This window comes from Marixanthomonas sp. SCSIO 43207 (assembly GCF_019904255.1).
Lineage (GTDB): Bacteria > Bacteroidota > Bacteroidia > Flavobacteriales > Flavobacteriaceae > Marixanthomonas.
Map to the genome: position 1 here is coordinate 1,610,675 of NZ_CP063203.1, position 17,194 is coordinate 1,627,868.

Here is a 17,194-nt window from a genome sequence, read left to right on the forward strand (position 1 = left end):
GATGTTTAAATATAATTTTATATATGAAATAAAGCAATTACTGCGCAGTCGATGGCTTCAGGTATTCAGTGTGTTGCTATTAATTTTGTTCGGTTTTGCTATTTATAATGGTGTGCAACGACAAGAAAAACGACAGGCAGATTTAACTGCTGCCAAAGCTGAAATGAACCGTGAATATACAAGCCTGTACAACAAATTAGATTCTCTAGAGCAAGGCTATGAAGTATCGCCAAGTTGGGTAAACAGACCGTTGCCTGTAGGTAATTTTTATCCTCGTGTAGCTGCCATTCCATCGGGTTCATTAACCTTTAGTGCTACGGGCCAAAGCGATATTTTTTCAAACTTTAAACAACCAACCTTCACCTATGGAGATTTAATTGAAGAATTTACTGAAATGACCAGCCCGGTACAACTACTCTTTGGTAGTTTTGATTTGGCTTTTGTTATAGTGTATCTATTACCATTGCTCATTATAGCCTTTAGCTACAATGTTCTTTCTGCTGAGCGTGAAAATGGTACGCTGCGTTTGTTAGGTTCGCAGTCAATAAGCCTAAGAGGCTGGTTATTTCAAAAATTATTGATTCGTTTTTTCTGGCTTGCCATACTAGTATTAGTGTCTATTACACTGGTCCTATTATTTTTAGCAAGTTCAGCATTTTCAGATATTGGAATACTACTAAGTCTTTATGGCTTGATTTTAGGATATATGTTATTTTGGTTTGCATTGGCTTTTTTGATTAACCTTTGGGTGGGAACTTCTGCCAAAAACGCTGTTTCATTATTAGGATTTTGGATATTTTTTGTGCTCCTAGTACCATCCATACTTAATCAATTGGGTACTACATTATACCCTATGCCATCCCGTACTTTATTAATTAATGAAGTACGGGCTTTGCAAGCCGATGTAACTAAACGACAGGATGAAATACTAGATAATTACTTGAGAGATCATCCTGAATTGGCATTGAATGATTCAACACAAACACGTACATTTTATCACAAGTATGTGGCATCTCAAAAAGTATTACGTGATGAACTTCAGCCTACAGTAAACAAATACAACGCACAGTTACAAAAACAACAAGAATGGGTAGGACGCTTTAAATGGCTTTCGCCGGCTGTAATTACCCAAGAATCACTTAATCAAATGGCGGGTACTGCTACACAAGATTATGAGAATTTCAGAAGGCAGGTTGCAGATTTTTCTAAAGAATGGCGCAATCATTTTATGCCTTTTGTGTATAACAATGATGAATTTACAAAAGCCGATATTGAGAACTTGCCCAACTTTAACTACGAACCTTTACCGCGAACATCAATAGCTCCGTTGATTATTTTCTTGATAGCTTTTGGAGTTTTTGCAATTGGTTTTCTAGTTACCAAAAAGCGAGAATCACATTTGATAACGTCTTAGATGCATATGGTTAAAACACATAATCTTTCCTATCAATATACTCCTCAACAAGAGGTGTTTCAGTTTCCTGATATTGATTTAAATAATGAAGAGAATCTGTTGGTTTTGGGCAAATCTGGTATAGGTAAAACTACATTGTTGCATCTTATGGCGGGTTTGCTAAAGCCGAAAACGGGTTCGGTTTGTATTCAAAATAACGAATTGCAAGCCATGTCTGCAAAAAAGAGAGATCTTTTTATAGGAAAAAATATTGGAATGGTGTTTCAGAAAAATTATGCTATTCGGTCATTAAACGTAATTGAGAACCTCCGCGCTAGATTGTTTTTTGCAAGAAAAAAAATAGATCACGATAGTTTAACCACTTTGCTGAAGCAACTCGATTTACTTGACCAACAATATAAAAAAGTAAACCAACTTAGTGAAGGTCAATTACAACGGCTTGGCATTGGCTTATCAGTTATTCACAAACCAAAAGTAATTCTTGCCGATGAACCAACATCAAGCTTGGATGATGACAATTGTAAAGCGGTTCTAGATTTGTTACTGAAACAAACCGAACGCCAAAAGGCAAATCTCATTGTGATTACTCACGATGAACGTGTAACACCTGTATTCAAAAATGTAATTACGTTATGAATATCTGGAAAATTAGCGTAAGCAATATTGTACACAAACCGTTGTATGCTTTTTTAAGTGTTTTTTCGCTTTCTATCAGCATTGGTTTGCTCTTTGGAATTCAGCAATTAGATTCTTCTATTCAAAATCAATTTGAAAATAGCTTGGGTGCCATTGATATGGTAGTGGGAGCGAAGGGCAGTCCGCTTCAATTGGTGTTGGCTTCGGTTTTACAAATTGACAATCCCACGGGTAATATTTCTTTAAAAGAAGCTAGACAAATTACAAATAGCCCGTTGATAGAGAAAGCGGTGCCTATTTCATATGGTGATAGTTATAAAGGATATCGAATTGTAGGAACCACTACTGAATTTGCACCATTATACAATGCTAAGATTGATGCAGGAAGACAAATTGAAACATCAATGGAAGTTGTTTTGGGAAGTACCGTAGCGGCTACATTAAATTTGAAAATAGGCGATACGTTCGTAAGTTCTCACGGTCTAGTAGAAAATACTCAAGAAGTACATCATCACCATCCTTTAAAAGTTGTGGGTATTTATAAACCAACCTACAATGTGCTTGATAGGCTTATTGTTACAGATCTTAAAAGTATTTGGGATGTACACAGTCATGAAGCCCATACTTCTGAAACGAAAGATTCCCATCTTGAAAAACATTCAGATCATCAGGAACACCACGAAGAAAATCATTTAGCTCATGAGGGTCATCACGAAGAAAACCATGGAAAAGAAATTACTTCAATGCTTGTTTCTTTCAGGAGTCCTATGGGATTGTTAACAATACCTAGAAAAATTAATAAAGAGTCTTCTATGCAAGCTGCCTTACCCAAATATGAACTAGAGCGTCTTTTTAGTTTTACGGGAGTAGGCGTTAAGGCCGTTTCTTGGATAGCTTATATCATACTAGCCATTTCTTGTATTACAATCTTTATAAGTTTATTTAAAATGGTTAAAGAACGTGCTTTTGACCTTGCGTTAATGCGAACGTACGGAGCCAGTAATTTTCAGCTTATTCGTATTGTTGCTTATGAAGGGTTTATACTAGTAGTTGCTTCATTATTAGTAGGAGCTGCACTGGCGCAAATTGGTCTTTGGTTGGTTGTTCAAGCTTTTAATTCAAGTTACAATCAAATGTTGGTAATTGAATTTCCATTACAAGAACTTTTACAAACGGTGTTATTAATTGTTTTAATGGTTGTATTGGCTATCGTTTTGGCAATTCTACCCATTATCAAATTAAATATTTCAAAAATAATAAGTAATGAAAAATAGTATCATACCATTCATTTTTATGCTTTTTACGGTAAGTTGTTTTGCTCAAAAAAAAATAACGTGGCAAGACCTGGCTCAAGTAGAGTATGTTGATAAATATTATGCTGAATATGATGAGTATTTTCTTTTTCCCAACTTTAGTGAGCATGTAAAATCTTTACACAACAAAAAGGTAAGCATAACCGGCTATTTTTTAAATATTTCGCCTAGTGATAACTTGTATATACTATCAAAAAAGCCAATGGCATCTTGTTTTTTCTGCGGAATGGCCGGTCCAGAAACCGCTATAGAGTTACAGTTTGACTCAAAACCAACTTTTAAAACAGATGATATAGTTACCGTAACGGGGATTTTAAAACTTAATGATGAAGATGTAAAACACTTCAATTATATCATTACCAATAGCAAAGCTATACGTGCAGATTAACAAAATAGCTGTTTGAGGGGTACATACGCAAATGATTTAGTAAAAAGTGTATCTTTAGCTTTTTTAAATGTACGCTATGCTTAAATATGTTTTCTTTTTATTTTCAGTTCTTGTGAGTACTTCAATGGTTGCTAAAACAGGAAAAGTGTTGGTCACAGGAACGGTTAAAAATCATTCAGCTACATCTATTTCTATTACTACAATTAATAACCGAGAGGTTGTTACAACTCAACTTGATGATAGAGGAACATTTACTTTGACTACCAGTATTGAAGAAGGATATTATTTTTTGGCATATGGTCGCACAACAGCACCTATTTTTTTATATCCTAAAGATAACCTTACTGTATACGTTGATGCCAATAATTTTGAAACAACACTTAATTTTATAGGTCAAGGTGCTGAACGAAATAATTACTTGGTTCAAAAATCTATTGTAGAAAAGGAGATGACCAAAGACCTAGCATCGTTTTATAAACCCGAAGAGCAGGAATATCTTAAGAATATTACTACCCTACAAAATACACATCAAGAACTGTTACTACAATACGATGTTGAGTCTTTCTTTAAAAAAGCTGAGGGCAAATCATTAGCCTACCAACGTCTATTTAATATTAATAACTATGAATCAAACTATTCATTTTATTTAGGTGAGGAAATTTCACCATCAGAGGAGTTTTATAAACCTATTAGAGATTTAAAATTAGATAACGTAGCAGATTATAACAAATTCAGATTTTATCAATATATAGTTGATTCTGTATGGAATGAGCGTATTGAAGAAGCTCCAAATGTAGATGCCATGCTAGCAGTGATTCGTGAGGTGACTTTTGAAGAATTAGCCATTAGCTTAGTAAACGGGTTTTATTCAAAAATATCTTCAAAAAATAGTGAACGAGCCAAAGATTATCTTGATTTAATTAAGAGGGTAACAACATACCAGCCTTTTATTGATGCTGCTGAAGAAAGATACAATGAGATAACAAACTCAAAACAACTTACTAAAGGAAGCATTTCACCATTATTTGCTTATGAAAATACAAACGGAGATCTAGTTAAATTATCAGACTTTAAAGGAAACTATGTTTATATTGATGTCTGGGCAACTTGGTGTGCTCCATGCATTAAGCAAATACCTTACATTAAAAAACTCGAAAAACGTTACCACGATAAAAACATTGTCTTTGTAAGTATTTCGGTTGATAAAAAAGAAATAAAGGATACTTGGAAACAATTTATACATGATAAAGAACTGGATGGAATACAGCTTTTTGCGGATAACTCTTTTGAGAGTGATTTTATGAATGCTTATGCTGTTAACTCCATTCCACGGTTTATTTTAATTGATCCGGAAGGAAAAATTATAGATCCTGAAGCTCCACGACCTTCTTTTGAAAAAACAAAAACAATTTTGGACGGTTTGCTAGAATAATTCTTTAACCTTGTAAGTACAGGGCATTCATTCCAATTCCAAAATCATAGGGATGGGATTTCCAATTTGTATTTGATTTTGTTTTAATCGTTTTTCCGGTGTTTAAATAACTGTATTGATAGAAGCTTTTTGTTTTGCCAGTAATTTGCCAAAGTATTTCTCTCGCATGTATAATTTTTAAATAGTTGTTTGAGTAGTAAATAACCCCCGGCTTCTTTATTTTTAATAAGCAATCGTCATAAAATTCTAATATCAAAATAGCTGTTTCCTCTTTATAAATAACTGATTTCAGTATGTGTTTATCGTTTAGTTTTTTTCCTATGGAATCTCCCCATATTGAGACGGTAACTTCCATTTTAAAAAAGAACTTGTTTTCTTTAAAACCTTCTGTGAGCAACTTTGGAGAAAGTTTTATGAAATCGCTTCCAGGAGTAGGTTCCAAATCATCAAGATCATAAGAGGCATTGTTTCCAGACATAGTAGTAATTGCTCCTCTTCTGTTTATCATATTAAAAACAAACCAACTTAAATATAGACCTAATCCCACACAGATTATTGCTCCTATGATGTGGAAGGGAGGTAATATTTCGGTATAAAGCACAAGAGCAATAAATCCAAACCCAATCAAGGGTAGCAACGCTTGAATACAGGCAAATAAAATTTTAAAAACATTCATTAAAAATACAGTTACTTTAAAATCACTTCAAAAACAAATAATCTACTATCACATTGGCGGCTACTTGGCTTCCTTTTAAGGAAGGATGAAATCCATCCGGACCGTAATAACTAAAATCTTTACTGGAGTCAAAATGATTTTTCCAAACTTCTCCTACCGGAAGCAATCGTGCATTGGTATATTGAGTAGCGTCTTGATGATTTTTAATCACCTTATCAAAGGTATGATAATAGGTAAGCGAAGGCCAAACCATAAAAAAACATAATTGAGTTTGCTGTGTAGCGCAAAGTTCTTGTAGTTTTTTTCCGTATTCAAAAAGCATAGCCCTGCCTTCTTGTTGAGAAGAGGGCCCTTGTTGAACAATAACGTAATCATAGGATTTATTGCTGATGAGTTGCTGTATTTTTTTATCATTCCAATGATCTTCAAGAGCATAATTAGGCAGGGCTACCGTGGTGGTATGTAATTTTATGCCCTTCTTTTTTGCCTTTTTTTGAACCAATTTTGGCAAGTTGTTGGTGTAGGTAAGACTGTTTCCTATAAATAATATAGAGACTTTTTTTGAAGATGTAGCTGCTTTTTGTCCCACACCGTGAAACGTAGCGATTAAAAAGAAGAGAATTAATAGATGAAGCTGCTTCATACCCTATTTATTTTACATTACTCTTGCACACCCTGCAACAATTTCTTATTAAGTTTTTTGTCTTCGTGAGTGTGTAACACAGAAACATCACCGGTTGACTCAAGTATAGCGGCGTGCACTTCAGATAGGTCAAAAACATTGGCTTCTCGAAGCTTTGCAATTAAGTCGTCCTCGCTCATGTTTGTTGCACTTAAATTTGAATGTAGAATTTCGCCCTCTTTCATTAATAAAATGGGGGAGTTGGTAGCCCATTTTTTGAAAGGTTTCGATTTTCGTACCAGTAAAGCAAATAAGGATTGAAAAGCAATAATACCGGCCAGAGCAATAACTCCTTTAACTAAAGATTGATCGCTATTTAAAACAATCGATGCCAAAATAGAACCTATAGCAATGGTTGCGGCAAAGTCAAAACTAGACATTTTTGCAAAGGTTCGTAAACCTGCTATGCGAGTAATAATAATGATTCCCGTAAATAATAATAAAATTGAAAGCAACACCTTTACTAAGGTATCCGGCGTTACAGTAATCCAGTTTTCCATACGAACGTTTATTTTTACTTAAAGATAGGAATTTTGCAAGAAGATATACGTAAAACTAGGACTTACTTACTTTTTGACAACTCTTGTTTTCAGAAAGATAGTATGAATTAAAATTTTAGGTTGTAAGAGATAAAATTAACTTTTGTTAGTCACTTCACAGTATAGAGATATGTGGTCAAAACTTGATGGTTATTTAAATAATATCCATTATTTTTACAATATGTTGGCAAAACATAAATCGTATATAGCTTTATTTCTATTCGCAGCATTTATGCTCGTTCGAGTAGTAAATGTGCATGCTTTTTCACATTTAGATGAAGAGCATTCAGATTTAGCTCATTGTGAATTATGTGATGCTTTTAAACATTCTGAAAAAGACATAAAGTTTATTCCACAAGTTTCAGATGTAAAAGAAACAACCATAGGTGTTTTTGAATATAAATCAAAACCAATAGTTGGGTACGATGAACCTTTACAGTATATAGCTACACCGCTTACACTACATAATAAGCCACCACCTAAAATTTAAAGGCACAATTTTATTTTTTATAACTCGAGTACATCTGGCGGTATAGCCGGGATGCATACAGAAAATTGTGATTCACAAAGTTATCTTTTATTTTTTTAGCAGTTGCTTAAAAGCATCTGCATAACATTTTATTTATTTTACTAATGAAAAAATTACCCATAACCGTGTTAAGCGGTTTCCTAGGTGCTGGTAAAACAACATTGCTTAATCACATCCTGCATAACAAGCAAGGATTAAAAGTTGCAGTTATTGTAAATGATATGAGCGAAGTTAATATCGATGCCCAGCTTGTTGAAAATGAGAATACACTTTCACGTACTGAAGAAAAAATGGTGGAAATGTCCAACGGTTGTATATGTTGTACGTTACGAGAAGATTTAATGATTGAGGTTGAGAAACTCGCAAAAGAACAGCGATTTGATTATCTAATAATAGAAAGTACCGGAATATCTGAACCTATCCCTGTGGCACAAACCTTTAGTTTTACTAGTGATGATGGTACTATTGATTTAAGTCGCTTTAGTTATGTAGATACCATGGTAACAGTTGTGGATTCATTTAATTTCTTGAAAGACTTTTCTAGCCCTCAATATCTTACAGACAGGAACCTTACAGACATAGATGGAGATGATCGTACTATTGTTAATTTACTTACAGATCAAGTTGAGTTTGCAAACGTAATTTTATTGAATAAAATTGATTTGGTAACCGAAGACGAGTTACGCAATTTGTATGATATTTTACATAAACTGAATCCTGAAGCACGCATTATACCTACCAAAAATTCAGAAATTGATTTAAGAGAAGTGATACACACACAACTATTTGATTTTGAAAAAGCCGAAGCTTCCGCCGGTTGGATAAAAGAGCTTGAGACAGAACATACTCCTGAAACTGAAGAGTATGGAATTGGGTCATTTGTATACCGACGCAAAAAACCTTTTCACCCCGATCGTTTTCTTGAATTTGTTGAGAAACAATTTCCTCAAAATATAATACGTAGTAAGGGATTATTCTGGATGGCATCTCGATTAAATATGGCTATCATCTGGTCATCTGCTGGCGGATCTCTTAAAACAGACCCGGCAGGAGTCTGGTGGGCTAGTATGCCTTTTGGAGAACGAATTTCATATGCCGGTTTTGTAAATAATCAAGCTATAATTGAACGTGATTGGCACGATGCCTTTGGCGACCGAAAGATTGAGCTGGTATTTATAGGTCAGCATTTAGACGTGGAAGAAATAACTAAGCAATTAGATGGTTGTTTGTTAACACAAAGCGAATTAAATGAATGGAAAAAAGGAAGTTTTCCACAAACAGATAAATGGCCGATACCTAATTATCAAAATTCATAATAAAAAAAGGTAATTGAATAAGTCTGAAAATAAAGGCGTATTTACTTTACCTGCCGGGGATCATGATTCATAAAAAGTACATCAAGGTTAATTTGATTCCCGGCTTTTTTTAATAACTGAAAACCTTTTAAACCAAAAAGAAATTCAAAAGAACCTTTATAATAACTTAAAAATTAAAAATTATGATTAATAAACAGGAAGTAGAAAAAGCACAACAAATATGGGGCGATGGTGTCGTTAAAATTGGTAGTATAGAAAACCGACAAGAATGTGAAGCCTTTACAGAAAAATTTGTTGATGAGCGGTATGATTTCAGCAATAAAGAAGTGTTGTTTAAGCCAACAAAAACCTCTCATAAACAGTTCAGAATACACAAGGATGGTGCGGTATCGTATTTTATTGGAGGGAATGAATCTTTTTCAGAAGATAACGGATTTGCATTACAACCTTGGACAAAAGTACGTTTTGAAAATGTTTCACTTATTTTAGAGGAGAACCGAGCATTAGCAATGGGCAATTACTTTTTTACAGATACTAATGGAGATGAGACTAAGGTAGAATACACCTTTGGTTATGTAAAAGATACAAACGGTGAGTTAAAAATTGATGTACATCATTCTTCATTGCCTTTTAACCCTGCAGCTGCAGTATGAGTATCGATATAGCAATATCCAAAAAATGCTTGTTTCTTATCTGTCCTACTGATGGTTTTGAACCATTTTTAACAAATATGTTTAAGGAACAGGCATTTTTTTATACTGCTTTGGGAGCTTGTTTTGAATGGAAAAACACCACGCAAAAAGAGCTCGCCAAACTAATAGTAAAGCAAGATATCAAACAAGTACTATTCATTGTAAAAAAGAACAATCGCTTTTTTTTAGATAAACTTAAAATAAAATACAATTTGGCGGCATATCCAGTTGAAAAATCGTTACAGTTTATTGAAGATAATATGTCAACAACCCTAGAAAATTGGGGCGATAAAAGACCTAATCAAGAAATTTTGGCTGCTAATTATTTAGAATATCAAAAAGACAGGCTTATACAAACTTCTTTTCTAGGAAGTACTCTGAAAAAACATAATATAGCGGTGATGAGTATGCTTTATAACTCAAACCGGCAAACGTTTATTAAAACAGAAACCTTGCAACACCACATAAAGCTTTTTGAAGATATTTCTGTCAATTGACGCTAATGTGAAATGTTGCTCTTGAGTGAATAATTTTATATGGATAGAAGAAAATTTATATCATTTTTGGGAAAAGCTAGTGCTGGAGCCTTAATTACTCCTCCTTTTTTAATTGGTTGCGGAAGTACAACTACTCCGATAGCTGGTGAAAATGTGTCAAACAGTCAATTAAATAGACTAAAAAACTTAAAACTAGAATCAATCCCAGCTTCAAAAGTAGATGATTTAATTTTAACAAATGGAATGAATTATCATACTATAATTAAATGGGGTGATGCTATTAACGATAAAGATACTTTTGGTTATAACAATGATTTTACGTGTTTTATACCTCTTGATAAAACCAACCCTAAAGACGGATTACTCTGGGTAAATCACGAGTATGTAAACCCTCTTTATGTGTCAGGCTATAATTATAGAAATCCAAATACACTAAGAACAAAAGAACAAATAGATAAAGAAATGTATAATGTAGGGGGAAGTATTATACGTATAAAAGAAGTAAATGGAAAGTGGGAAATGGTGTTTAATGATCCATATAACAGGCGAATAACCGCAAAAACACCTATTGTATTTAACTGGGATTATCCTATTTGTGGAAAGGATTCTGCTATAGGTACTTTAGCAAACTGTTCTGGCGGAATAACACCATGGAATACATTTTTAAGTTGTGAAGAAAATTATGATGATTTTTATGGTGAGACGGTATATACTGAAAATAACAAATCTTACCATAAAAAAAGTAAGTATTATCAATGGGAAGATTTTTACCAGTACCCACCTGAGCATTATGGATGGGTAGTAGAAATAAACCCTAAAGATGGGACGGCTCAAAAACACATTGCTTTGGGTCGTTTTGCACACGAATGTTGTACATTATATGAACTTGATGATAAAAGAATTGTTGCCTATACAGGAGATGATGCCAATGATGAACATCTGTATAAGTTTGTATCTTCAAAACCAAGCTCACTAAAAGAAGGTACTTTGTATGTAGCTGATATGGTAAATGGAAAATGGCTACCCTTAGACTGGCAAAAACAACCCCTATTGAAAAAAAGGTTTAAAGACCAAACAGAAGTGTTAATAAGGGCGAGAGAAGCTTCAAAAGTATTAGGTGCTACTCAATTAAATAGACCTGAAGATATAGAGATTGACCCTATATCAGGAAACGTTTTTGTAACCTTTACCAACAACAAACCCAAAAATGATTATCACGGCTCTATTGTAAAGATTCAAGAAGATAATAATGAGTTTGATTCATTATCTTTTACATATTCTACGTACAAAGCAGGAGGTGAGAAAAATGGATTTTCGTGTCCGGATAACTTATCTTTTGATTTAGCAGGAAATCTTTGGATAACTTCAGATATGTCGGGGAGCTCAATGAATAAAGACGATAAACCATATAAAAATTTTAAGAATAACAGTCTCTTTGTCGTTCCAAGATATGGTTCTCAAGAAGGAAAGGTAATTCGTGTTGCTTCTGCACCTAGGGATGCTGAATTAACAGGGCCTTGGTTTTCTCCAAATGGAAAAACACTTTTTTTAAGTGTTCAGCATCCAGGCGAGCAAACAGAAGATAAAGACAACCCTACTAGTAAATGGCCGTTTGATGAGGATACTATTCCAAAACCTGCTGTAGTAGCAATTACAGGAGATTTTATTGAAAAAATGAACATGTTAGATAAAATAGTATAAAGTTAAAACTTGTAACTTTCTCTTAAAATGATGTATTAATTTAAATAACCTTTATTATATATGTTTCTTAAAAAGACTATGTTGGTAAACTTACACTCCAATTCAAATATACTTGGTTCTATAGCAAGCGGTCTTTGTTTAATTCATTGCATTATAACACCTTTATTATTTGTGGCGCATGCGGGTCATATTCATGAACACCACGCTCACGCACACCCGTTTTGGTGGGGGTTAATAGACTTATTATTTATAGCTATATCACTTCTAGCGGTATATTGGTCTGCAAAAAATACTTCAAAAAAATGGCTTCGCTATGCACTTTGGATTAGTTGGTTTGCCTTATCATTTGTAATTTTTAATGAAAAGTTAAGTTTTTTAAGTCTAGCTGAAGAAGTTATTTACATTCCCGCTATTGCCTTGATACTTTTTCATTTATTAAATAGAAAGTATTGTGAGTGTAGCGATGATACCTGTTGTGTTAAGACAAATGAATAATTCTTACCTCAATTTACCTAAATCCCAAAACGATTATAAATCGCTTGTTTAAATGCTCGACCAATAGGGAGGTTTTTTTTACTTTCTAGTACCACTTGATTGCCTGATATCTTGCTTATTTTATGTGTATTGACCAAATATGATTTGTGAATGCGCATAAACCCATCAGGCTCTAGTTGTTCTTCCCAATGACGTAATGATTCGGTAGTTACATGTTTGTGATCGCTAAGATGCACTTCTGTATAATCTGAATCGGCTGTGATATAAAAAATTTCAGATGTTTTGAGGCGTATGTGGTCATACCCGCTTTTAATGAATAATTCACGCACCGCCGGTTCAACGGTAGCTTCAGTAGAAAACCGCTGTGCAGAAGTGTTTGCGGCAGCCTTAGTGACAGCTTTTACAAACCGTTCAAAAGAGAAGGGTTTTAAAAGGTAATCTACTACATTGAGCTCATAACTTTCCAAGGCATAATCTTGAAAGGCAGTGGTTAAAATTACTTGAGGAGGGTGTTGTAAACTTTTCAGAAAATCAATACCGGATAGTTTGGGTAAATGAATGTCTAAAAAAAGAATGTCTATAGCTTCCTGTTGTAAGGTGGGCAAAGCCGAAACAGCATCGGTAAAGCTAGCAACCAAGTGTAGCGAACCCATATCGGTTATAAACTTTTTAAGTATGCGTTGCGCCGGTAGTTGATCTTCTATAATAATGCACTTCATTCTTCTTGTGTTTTACCCAAATGTAAGGTTAATGATACTTCATACCACGATTCGGTTTTAGCTATATGTAAGTGATGCGCTTCGGGATAAAGCAATTGCAAACGTTTTTTTACATTTTCTAAACCTATTCCCTTTTCAAGTTGTTGGGTATTGCTCTCTTGCAGATAGGTGTTTTTACACAAAAACTGTAATGTATGGTCTTCTGTTACTTGGGCTTCTACTATAATTTCTATATCACCACTTTGGCTGGCTCCACTATGTTTAAAAGCATTCTCTACAAATACGGAAAGAATTAAAGGAGCAATGCGGTAGGATTGTGAAGTTGCTTGAATACGAGTATCTACGGTACCACGGCCTTCAATTTGTAAGGTGCTTAGTTTGATGTAGTTTTCAAGATGGGTTAGCTCTTTTTTTAAGGGCACATACGCAGCTTTACATTCATACAGCATATAGCGCAATACATCTGAAAGTTCCAAAATAATCTCTGGAGTACGAGGTGATTTTTCAACCGCATACGCATATAGGTTATTAATGTTATTAAACAAAAAATGAGGATTAATTTGAGACTTTAAATATTGTAACTCACTTTCTTTTACAGAGTTTTTAAGCTCTTGTACTTCGCGTTGCTTGGTAAGTGCATCCCAAGCAAATTTAAACCCTACTAGTATGGTTATGGTGGGTAAGGTGCTTAATAAGTTATAAAATACTCCCAAGAAATTCTTGCCGCGGGTATCGGGATAAAACAGCTGCTCCAAAAATGCTTCTTCTATAAAAATAACCAACCCTACCACAATCAAAAAATATACACCAAATGCCCAATACCTGTTTTTATATAAGTAGTTAGGCAATAAAAAATAGTTGATTATCAATCCGGCAATGGCATAATTAAGATAAAAAAAGATTTGATGTGCTTCAAATCCCGGAATATGCCTGTCAAAAGCATAAAACACAAACACGATACTATTCAAAATAACTTGAAACAGCACCTCTTTAAGGCTGATGGATTGTGAAGCAAAACGCAAGTTCATCTTACAAAAGTACATTTTTAAACCACTCGTAAAACAAAGCTTTGGTGAACAGCCAATCCACTACTGCAAACGACATGAGTAGTAAGCCAAACGCATGTCGTGTTGTTGACGGGTAAAGAAATGTTGTTGACCGGAATTAATTTGAATAAAGCCTTTAATCTTAGTTTTTTTGTACTAGCAAATTTTAAAAACCAACAATGAAAAAAAATCTACACCCACAGTATGCCTCCACCTTTGATGCAGGACTATTACTTTTACGCTTATTATTCGGTCTTAGTATGTTACTGGGTCACGGACTAGGCAAATGGAACATGCTATTCAGTGGAGAAGAAGTAAAGTTTTTTGATTTATTAGGTATAGGAGCTGTTGCATCACTGGCATTAGCGGTTTTTGCCGAAGTCATTTGTTCGCTGTTACTTTCCTTAGGCTTGCTTACTCGTTGGGCACTTATTCCCTTAATAATTACCATGGCTATTGCTGTATTTAGTGTGCATATTAATGACGGTTTTAACGGAATGGAAAAAGCACTACTGTATGGGGTTGGGTATATCAGCTTGTTTTTAACAGGGCCCGGTTGGTACTCAATGGATTCATTTTTAAGTCGGAAATCAAAACAATAATATGCGTACCTACATGATACCTTACACAAAATATATACTTTTTATACTCTGTTTTTGTTCAGCATTATTGTTGCAAGCACAAGAAACCATAACCGTGTCAGGAACCTTGATAGAAGCCGAAACTGCTCAACCCGTCCCGTATGCGACCGTATTGATAAACAATGCCGAAACCAAGGAGCTTATCACGGGAGCAACATCAAATGATCAAGGTGTTTTTCAAGTACAAACAACAGCAACAAACTTCTATGTAGAAATAAGTTTTATGGGGTTTAAAACCAAAACCATAACCAATTTTACACTCTCAAATAATAGTGTAAACTTGGGCCGTATTGAATTGGCAGCCGATAATCAAGCCCTTGATGAGGTTGTAGTTACTGGCGAAGTATCTAGAACTGTATTTAAGTTGGATAAACGTGTTTTTAACGTAGGAAAAGATATTAGTAGTACCGGTGTAAGTGCATTAGAGGTGCTTAACAACGTGCCTTCGGTAAATGTGAATATAGAAGGAGATGTAAGCTTACGCGGAAGCGGTGGTGTTCAGATTTTAATTAATGGTAAACCTTCCGTATTAGCCGATCAATCCAGCAATGCATTGGGAACCATCACAGCCGATATGATTGAAAGTGTTGAGGTAATTACCAACCCTTCAGCAAAGTATGAAGCTTCAGGAACTTCAGGAATTTTAAATATCATCCTTAAAAAAGAAGAAAAGCAAGGCTGGAACGGATCTATATCGGCCAATACTGGTATACCCGATAATCATAGCATTGGAGGTAGCATCAACAGGCGTACCGAAAAATTTAACTTGTTTACTCAATTTGGTGCCGGATACCGCTCTCTTCCCGAAGATACCGAAGCCATTAACCGCAACCTTACTACCGGCGAAACCGTTGCGAGTATAGGAGAAGAATTTCGTAATGAAACCTTTTTCAACATCACCCTAGGAACCGATTATCACCTTAATGAATATAATGTGTTTACACTTTCGGGAAATTTTGCTTACGAAATTGAAGATCAGCCTTCAGAAACTATTTTTAGTCTTTCAGATACCGACGGACTCATATCACGATGGGTGCGAGAAGAAACTACAGATGCCAATAATCCTAAATGGCAATATGAATTTAACTGGAAAAAAACCTTCACCAATAATGAAGACCATACTTTGCAAGTAACCGCCCAGGGGCGTTCTTTTGCAAAGGATCAATCCTCACAATTTACAGACCGTACCTTGCAAGGTATTAACGTTGATAATAACCAACGTACGGCTACCAATTTTGAGCAAACCGATTATACCTTCAAAGCAGATTACACAAATCCCATCACCGATGCGTATACCATAGAAGCAGGAGCTCAATATGTAATTAATGACGTAGGAAACGATTACCGAGTACAAGATTTTATGAATGGCGAATATGTAATAAACGAAGACCTTACCAATAACTTTGAATGGAACCAAAACGTACTGGGTGTGTATGCTACGGGAGCGTATGAAAATGACATATGGGGTGTTAAAGCAGGATTGCGAGTAGAGAATACAGAGTTAACCACACTGCTTACCAATACCAACGAAGCCAATGCCCAAAACTTTACCGATTTGTTTCCTTCGGTTCATACATCCTATAAAATAAGTGAAGGTTTTTCATTACAAGCCGGATATTCCAGACGTATTTTTAGACCACGATTATGGGATTTAAATCCATTTTTTAATATTCGGAATAATTTCAACATTCGGGTAGGAAACCCTGATTTACAACCCGAATTTACCGATTCTTATGAGCTTACCAGTATTTATAAAATAGGTGACGCTTCATTGAGCTCTAGCCTGTATCACAGATACACCACCGATGTGGTTGAGCGGGTAAGCACATTTGATGATAATGTAACCTTCTCCAGACCTGAAAACATAGGGACCAATGCAACGTACGGTTTTGAAACCAACGGAAAATACAGTCCTGCTAATTGGCTGAGTTTTAATGGAGATTTCAATTTTAATTATTTTGAACGAAATGGTTCGTTTGAAAATCAAAATTTTGATTTTGATGGCAGTCAATGGTCAGCACGATTGGGGGCTAAAGTAGATTTACCTGCCGATTTTGATCTGGAACTTACCGGAAATTATCAGTCTAGCTTTGAAACCATTCAAGGAGAACAAAGCGGTTTTGCATCTATGGATTTAGGACTACGAAAAAAGATTTTTAAAGGTAAAATTGTAGCAAACTTGGGTATTAGAGATGTCTTTGCATCTAGAATACAAGAACGATTTGTCAACCAACCTACTTTTGAAACCTACGATTATAGCCTACGTGGCCGCTTTTTTACTTTTGGCTTAAGCTATGGCTTTGGTAAAGGCGAAGCGATGACCTATTCGGGTCGCAGACGCTAAATTTTGTTTCTATTTGATTAGTATCCCCCAAACAGTATAAGTTTGGGGGTTTTGTTTTTAGTATCTTATTTAAAAACGATGATGGTTCATCATATTTTAATAGTCCGAAAGCTTGGTTTTGTGGTAGGTTTTAG

The 17,194-nt window shown here is 34.8% G+C and carries 18 protein-coding genes; 13 read left to right on the forward strand and 5 right to left on the reverse strand.

Annotated features, from left to right (window positions below; all coding sequences use genetic code 11):
• Position 1 precedes the first annotated feature (1 nt).
• From INR76_RS07645 to INR76_RS07665, 5 genes are all read left to right on the forward strand, one after another.
• Entirely contained in the window at positions 2 to 1,414 is a 1,413-nt protein-coding gene (locus INR76_RS07645) for a DUF3526 domain-containing protein (protein WP_223107322.1), read from the forward strand.
• Positions 1,415 to 2,050, forward strand: a complete 636-nt coding sequence (locus INR76_RS07650; protein ID WP_255592535.1) for an ATP-binding cassette domain-containing protein — start codon at positions 1,415 to 1,417, stop codon at positions 2,048 to 2,050.
• The gene (locus tag INR76_RS07655; protein WP_223107323.1) at positions 2,047 to 3,324 is read left to right on the forward strand and encodes an ABC transporter permease; all 1,278 of its coding nucleotides are present in this window, start codon (positions 2,047 to 2,049) and stop codon (positions 3,322 to 3,324) included. Before INR76_RS07650 ends, INR76_RS07655 begins: the two co-directional genes overlap by 4 nt.
• Positions 3,314 to 3,751 carry a hypothetical protein gene (locus INR76_RS07660; protein WP_223107324.1) on the forward strand — a complete coding sequence of 146 codons (438 nt, stop codon included), beginning with the start codon at positions 3,314 to 3,316 and terminating at the stop codon, positions 3,749 to 3,751. Before INR76_RS07655 ends, INR76_RS07660 begins: the two co-directional genes overlap by 11 nt.
• A gap of 76 nt (positions 3,752 to 3,827) precedes the next feature.
• Positions 3,828 to 5,183 (forward strand): TlpA disulfide reductase family protein, encoded by a 1,356-nt coding sequence (locus INR76_RS07665; protein WP_223107325.1) that lies wholly within the window; start codon positions 3,828 to 3,830, stop codon positions 5,181 to 5,183.
• A gap of 4 nt (positions 5,184 to 5,187) precedes the next feature.
• Here the strand turns inward: INR76_RS07665 and INR76_RS07670 are convergent, their stop codons facing one another.
• Genes INR76_RS07670 through INR76_RS07680 form a run of 3 tightly spaced genes read right to left on the reverse strand, consistent with a single transcriptional unit; the run spans position 5,188 to position 7,041 of the window.
• Entirely contained in the window at positions 5,188 to 5,859 is a 672-nt protein-coding gene (locus tag INR76_RS07670; RefSeq protein ID WP_223107326.1) for a hypothetical protein, read from the reverse strand.
• A 22-nt stretch (positions 5,860 to 5,881) separates the two neighbouring features.
• Positions 5,882 to 6,502, reverse strand: a complete 621-nt coding sequence (locus tag INR76_RS07675; RefSeq protein ID WP_223107327.1) for an SGNH/GDSL hydrolase family protein — start codon at positions 6,500 to 6,502, stop codon at positions 5,882 to 5,884.
• A gap of 17 nt (positions 6,503 to 6,519) precedes the next feature.
• Positions 6,520 to 7,041, reverse strand: a complete 522-nt coding sequence (locus INR76_RS07680) for a DUF421 domain-containing protein (RefSeq protein ID WP_223107328.1) — start codon at positions 7,039 to 7,041, stop codon at positions 6,520 to 6,522.
• A 169-nt stretch (positions 7,042 to 7,210) separates the two neighbouring features.
• On the opposite strand from INR76_RS07680, the gene INR76_RS07685 reads away from it, so the two are divergent.
• The 6 genes from INR76_RS07685 (at position 7,211) to INR76_RS07710 (ending at position 12,310) form a co-directional block, all read left to right on the forward strand.
• On the forward strand, positions 7,211 to 7,570 hold the full coding sequence (locus INR76_RS07685; RefSeq protein WP_223107329.1) for a hypothetical protein: 360 nt from the start codon (positions 7,211 to 7,213) through the stop codon (positions 7,568 to 7,570).
• A gap of 143 nt (positions 7,571 to 7,713) precedes the next feature.
• Complete coding sequence (locus INR76_RS07690; protein WP_223107330.1) at positions 7,714 to 8,925, forward strand: GTP-binding protein; 1,212 nt, start codon at positions 7,714 to 7,716, stop codon at positions 8,923 to 8,925.
• A gap of 182 nt (positions 8,926 to 9,107) precedes the next feature.
• Positions 9,108 to 9,578, forward strand: a complete 471-nt coding sequence (locus tag INR76_RS07695) for a hypothetical protein (RefSeq protein WP_223107331.1) — start codon at positions 9,108 to 9,110, stop codon at positions 9,576 to 9,578.
• Entirely contained in the window at positions 9,575 to 10,114 is a 540-nt protein-coding gene (locus INR76_RS07700; protein WP_223107332.1) for a hypothetical protein, read from the forward strand. Before INR76_RS07695 ends, INR76_RS07700 begins: the two co-directional genes overlap by 4 nt.
• A 39-nt stretch (positions 10,115 to 10,153) precedes the next feature.
• Positions 10,154 to 11,815, forward strand: coding sequence for a PhoX family phosphatase (locus INR76_RS07705; RefSeq protein WP_223107333.1), 1,662 nt, complete (start codon positions 10,154 to 10,156; stop codon positions 11,813 to 11,815).
• 60 nt (positions 11,816 to 11,875) lie between these two features.
• Positions 11,876 to 12,310 carry a MerC domain-containing protein gene (locus INR76_RS07710; RefSeq protein WP_255592536.1) on the forward strand — a complete coding sequence of 145 codons (435 nt, stop codon included), beginning with the start codon at positions 11,876 to 11,878 and terminating at the stop codon, positions 12,308 to 12,310.
• A gap of 17 nt (positions 12,311 to 12,327) precedes the next feature.
• Here the strand turns inward: INR76_RS07710 and INR76_RS07715 are convergent, their stop codons facing one another.
• On the reverse strand, positions 12,328 to 13,029 hold the full coding sequence (locus INR76_RS07715) for a LytTR family DNA-binding domain-containing protein (protein ID WP_223107334.1): 702 nt from the start codon (positions 13,027 to 13,029) through the stop codon (positions 12,328 to 12,330).
• Positions 13,026 to 14,057, reverse strand: coding sequence for a sensor histidine kinase (locus INR76_RS07720; RefSeq protein WP_223107335.1), 1,032 nt, complete (start codon positions 14,055 to 14,057; stop codon positions 13,026 to 13,028). Before INR76_RS07720 ends, INR76_RS07715 begins: the two co-directional genes overlap by 4 nt.
• Before the next feature lie 197 nt (positions 14,058 to 14,254).
• On the opposite strand from INR76_RS07720, the gene INR76_RS07725 reads away from it, so the two are divergent.
• Complete coding sequence (locus tag INR76_RS07725) at positions 14,255 to 14,677, forward strand: DoxX family protein (protein WP_223107336.1); 423 nt, start codon at positions 14,255 to 14,257, stop codon at positions 14,675 to 14,677.
• A 1-nt stretch (position 14,678) separates the two neighbouring features.
• Positions 14,679 to 17,060, forward strand: coding sequence for an outer membrane beta-barrel family protein (locus tag INR76_RS07730; RefSeq protein ID WP_255592537.1), 2,382 nt, complete (start codon positions 14,679 to 14,681; stop codon positions 17,058 to 17,060).
• The last annotated feature ends 134 nt before the right edge of the window (positions 17,061 to 17,194 follow it).

Coding starts and splice junctions, on each gene's coding strand:
- INR76_RS07710 (WP_255592536.1), top strand. CDS start 11,876: ATGTTTCTTAAAAAGACTATGTTGGTAAACTTACACTCCAATTCAAAT.
- INR76_RS07670 (WP_223107326.1), bottom strand. CDS start 5,859: ATGAATGTTTTTAAAATTTTATTTGCCTGTATTCAAGCGTTGCTACCC.
- INR76_RS07675 (WP_223107327.1), bottom strand. CDS start 6,502: ATGAAGCAGCTTCATCTATTAATTCTCTTCTTTTTAATCGCTACGTTT.
- INR76_RS07720 (WP_223107335.1), bottom strand. CDS start 14,057: ATGAACTTGCGTTTTGCTTCACAATCCATCAGCCTTAAAGAGGTGCTG.
- INR76_RS07685 (WP_223107329.1), top strand. CDS start 7,211: ATGTGGTCAAAACTTGATGGTTATTTAAATAATATCCATTATTTTTAC.
- INR76_RS07705 (WP_223107333.1), top strand. CDS start 10,154: ATGGATAGAAGAAAATTTATATCATTTTTGGGAAAAGCTAGTGCTGGA.
- INR76_RS07690 (WP_223107330.1), top strand. CDS start 7,714: ATGAAAAAATTACCCATAACCGTGTTAAGCGGTTTCCTAGGTGCTGGT.
- INR76_RS07660 (WP_223107324.1), top strand. CDS start 3,314: ATGAAAAATAGTATCATACCATTCATTTTTATGCTTTTTACGGTAAGT.
- INR76_RS07680 (WP_223107328.1), bottom strand. CDS start 7,041: ATGGAAAACTGGATTACTGTAACGCCGGATACCTTAGTAAAGGTGTTG.
- INR76_RS07655 (WP_223107323.1), top strand. CDS start 2,047: ATGAATATCTGGAAAATTAGCGTAAGCAATATTGTACACAAACCGTTG.
- INR76_RS07700 (WP_223107332.1), top strand. CDS start 9,575: ATGAGTATCGATATAGCAATATCCAAAAAATGCTTGTTTCTTATCTGT.
- INR76_RS07665 (WP_223107325.1), top strand. CDS start 3,828: ATGCTTAAATATGTTTTCTTTTTATTTTCAGTTCTTGTGAGTACTTCA.
- INR76_RS07715 (WP_223107334.1), bottom strand. CDS start 13,029: ATGAAGTGCATTATTATAGAAGATCAACTACCGGCGCAACGCATACTT.
- INR76_RS07725 (WP_223107336.1), top strand. CDS start 14,255: ATGAAAAAAAATCTACACCCACAGTATGCCTCCACCTTTGATGCAGGA.
- INR76_RS07730 (WP_255592537.1), top strand. CDS start 14,679: ATGCGTACCTACATGATACCTTACACAAAATATATACTTTTTATACTC.
- INR76_RS07645 (WP_223107322.1), top strand. CDS start 2: ATGTTTAAATATAATTTTATATATGAAATAAAGCAATTACTGCGCAGT.
- INR76_RS07650 (WP_255592535.1), top strand. CDS start 1,415: ATGCATATGGTTAAAACACATAATCTTTCCTATCAATATACTCCTCAA.
- INR76_RS07695 (WP_223107331.1), top strand. CDS start 9,108: ATGATTAATAAACAGGAAGTAGAAAAAGCACAACAAATATGGGGCGAT.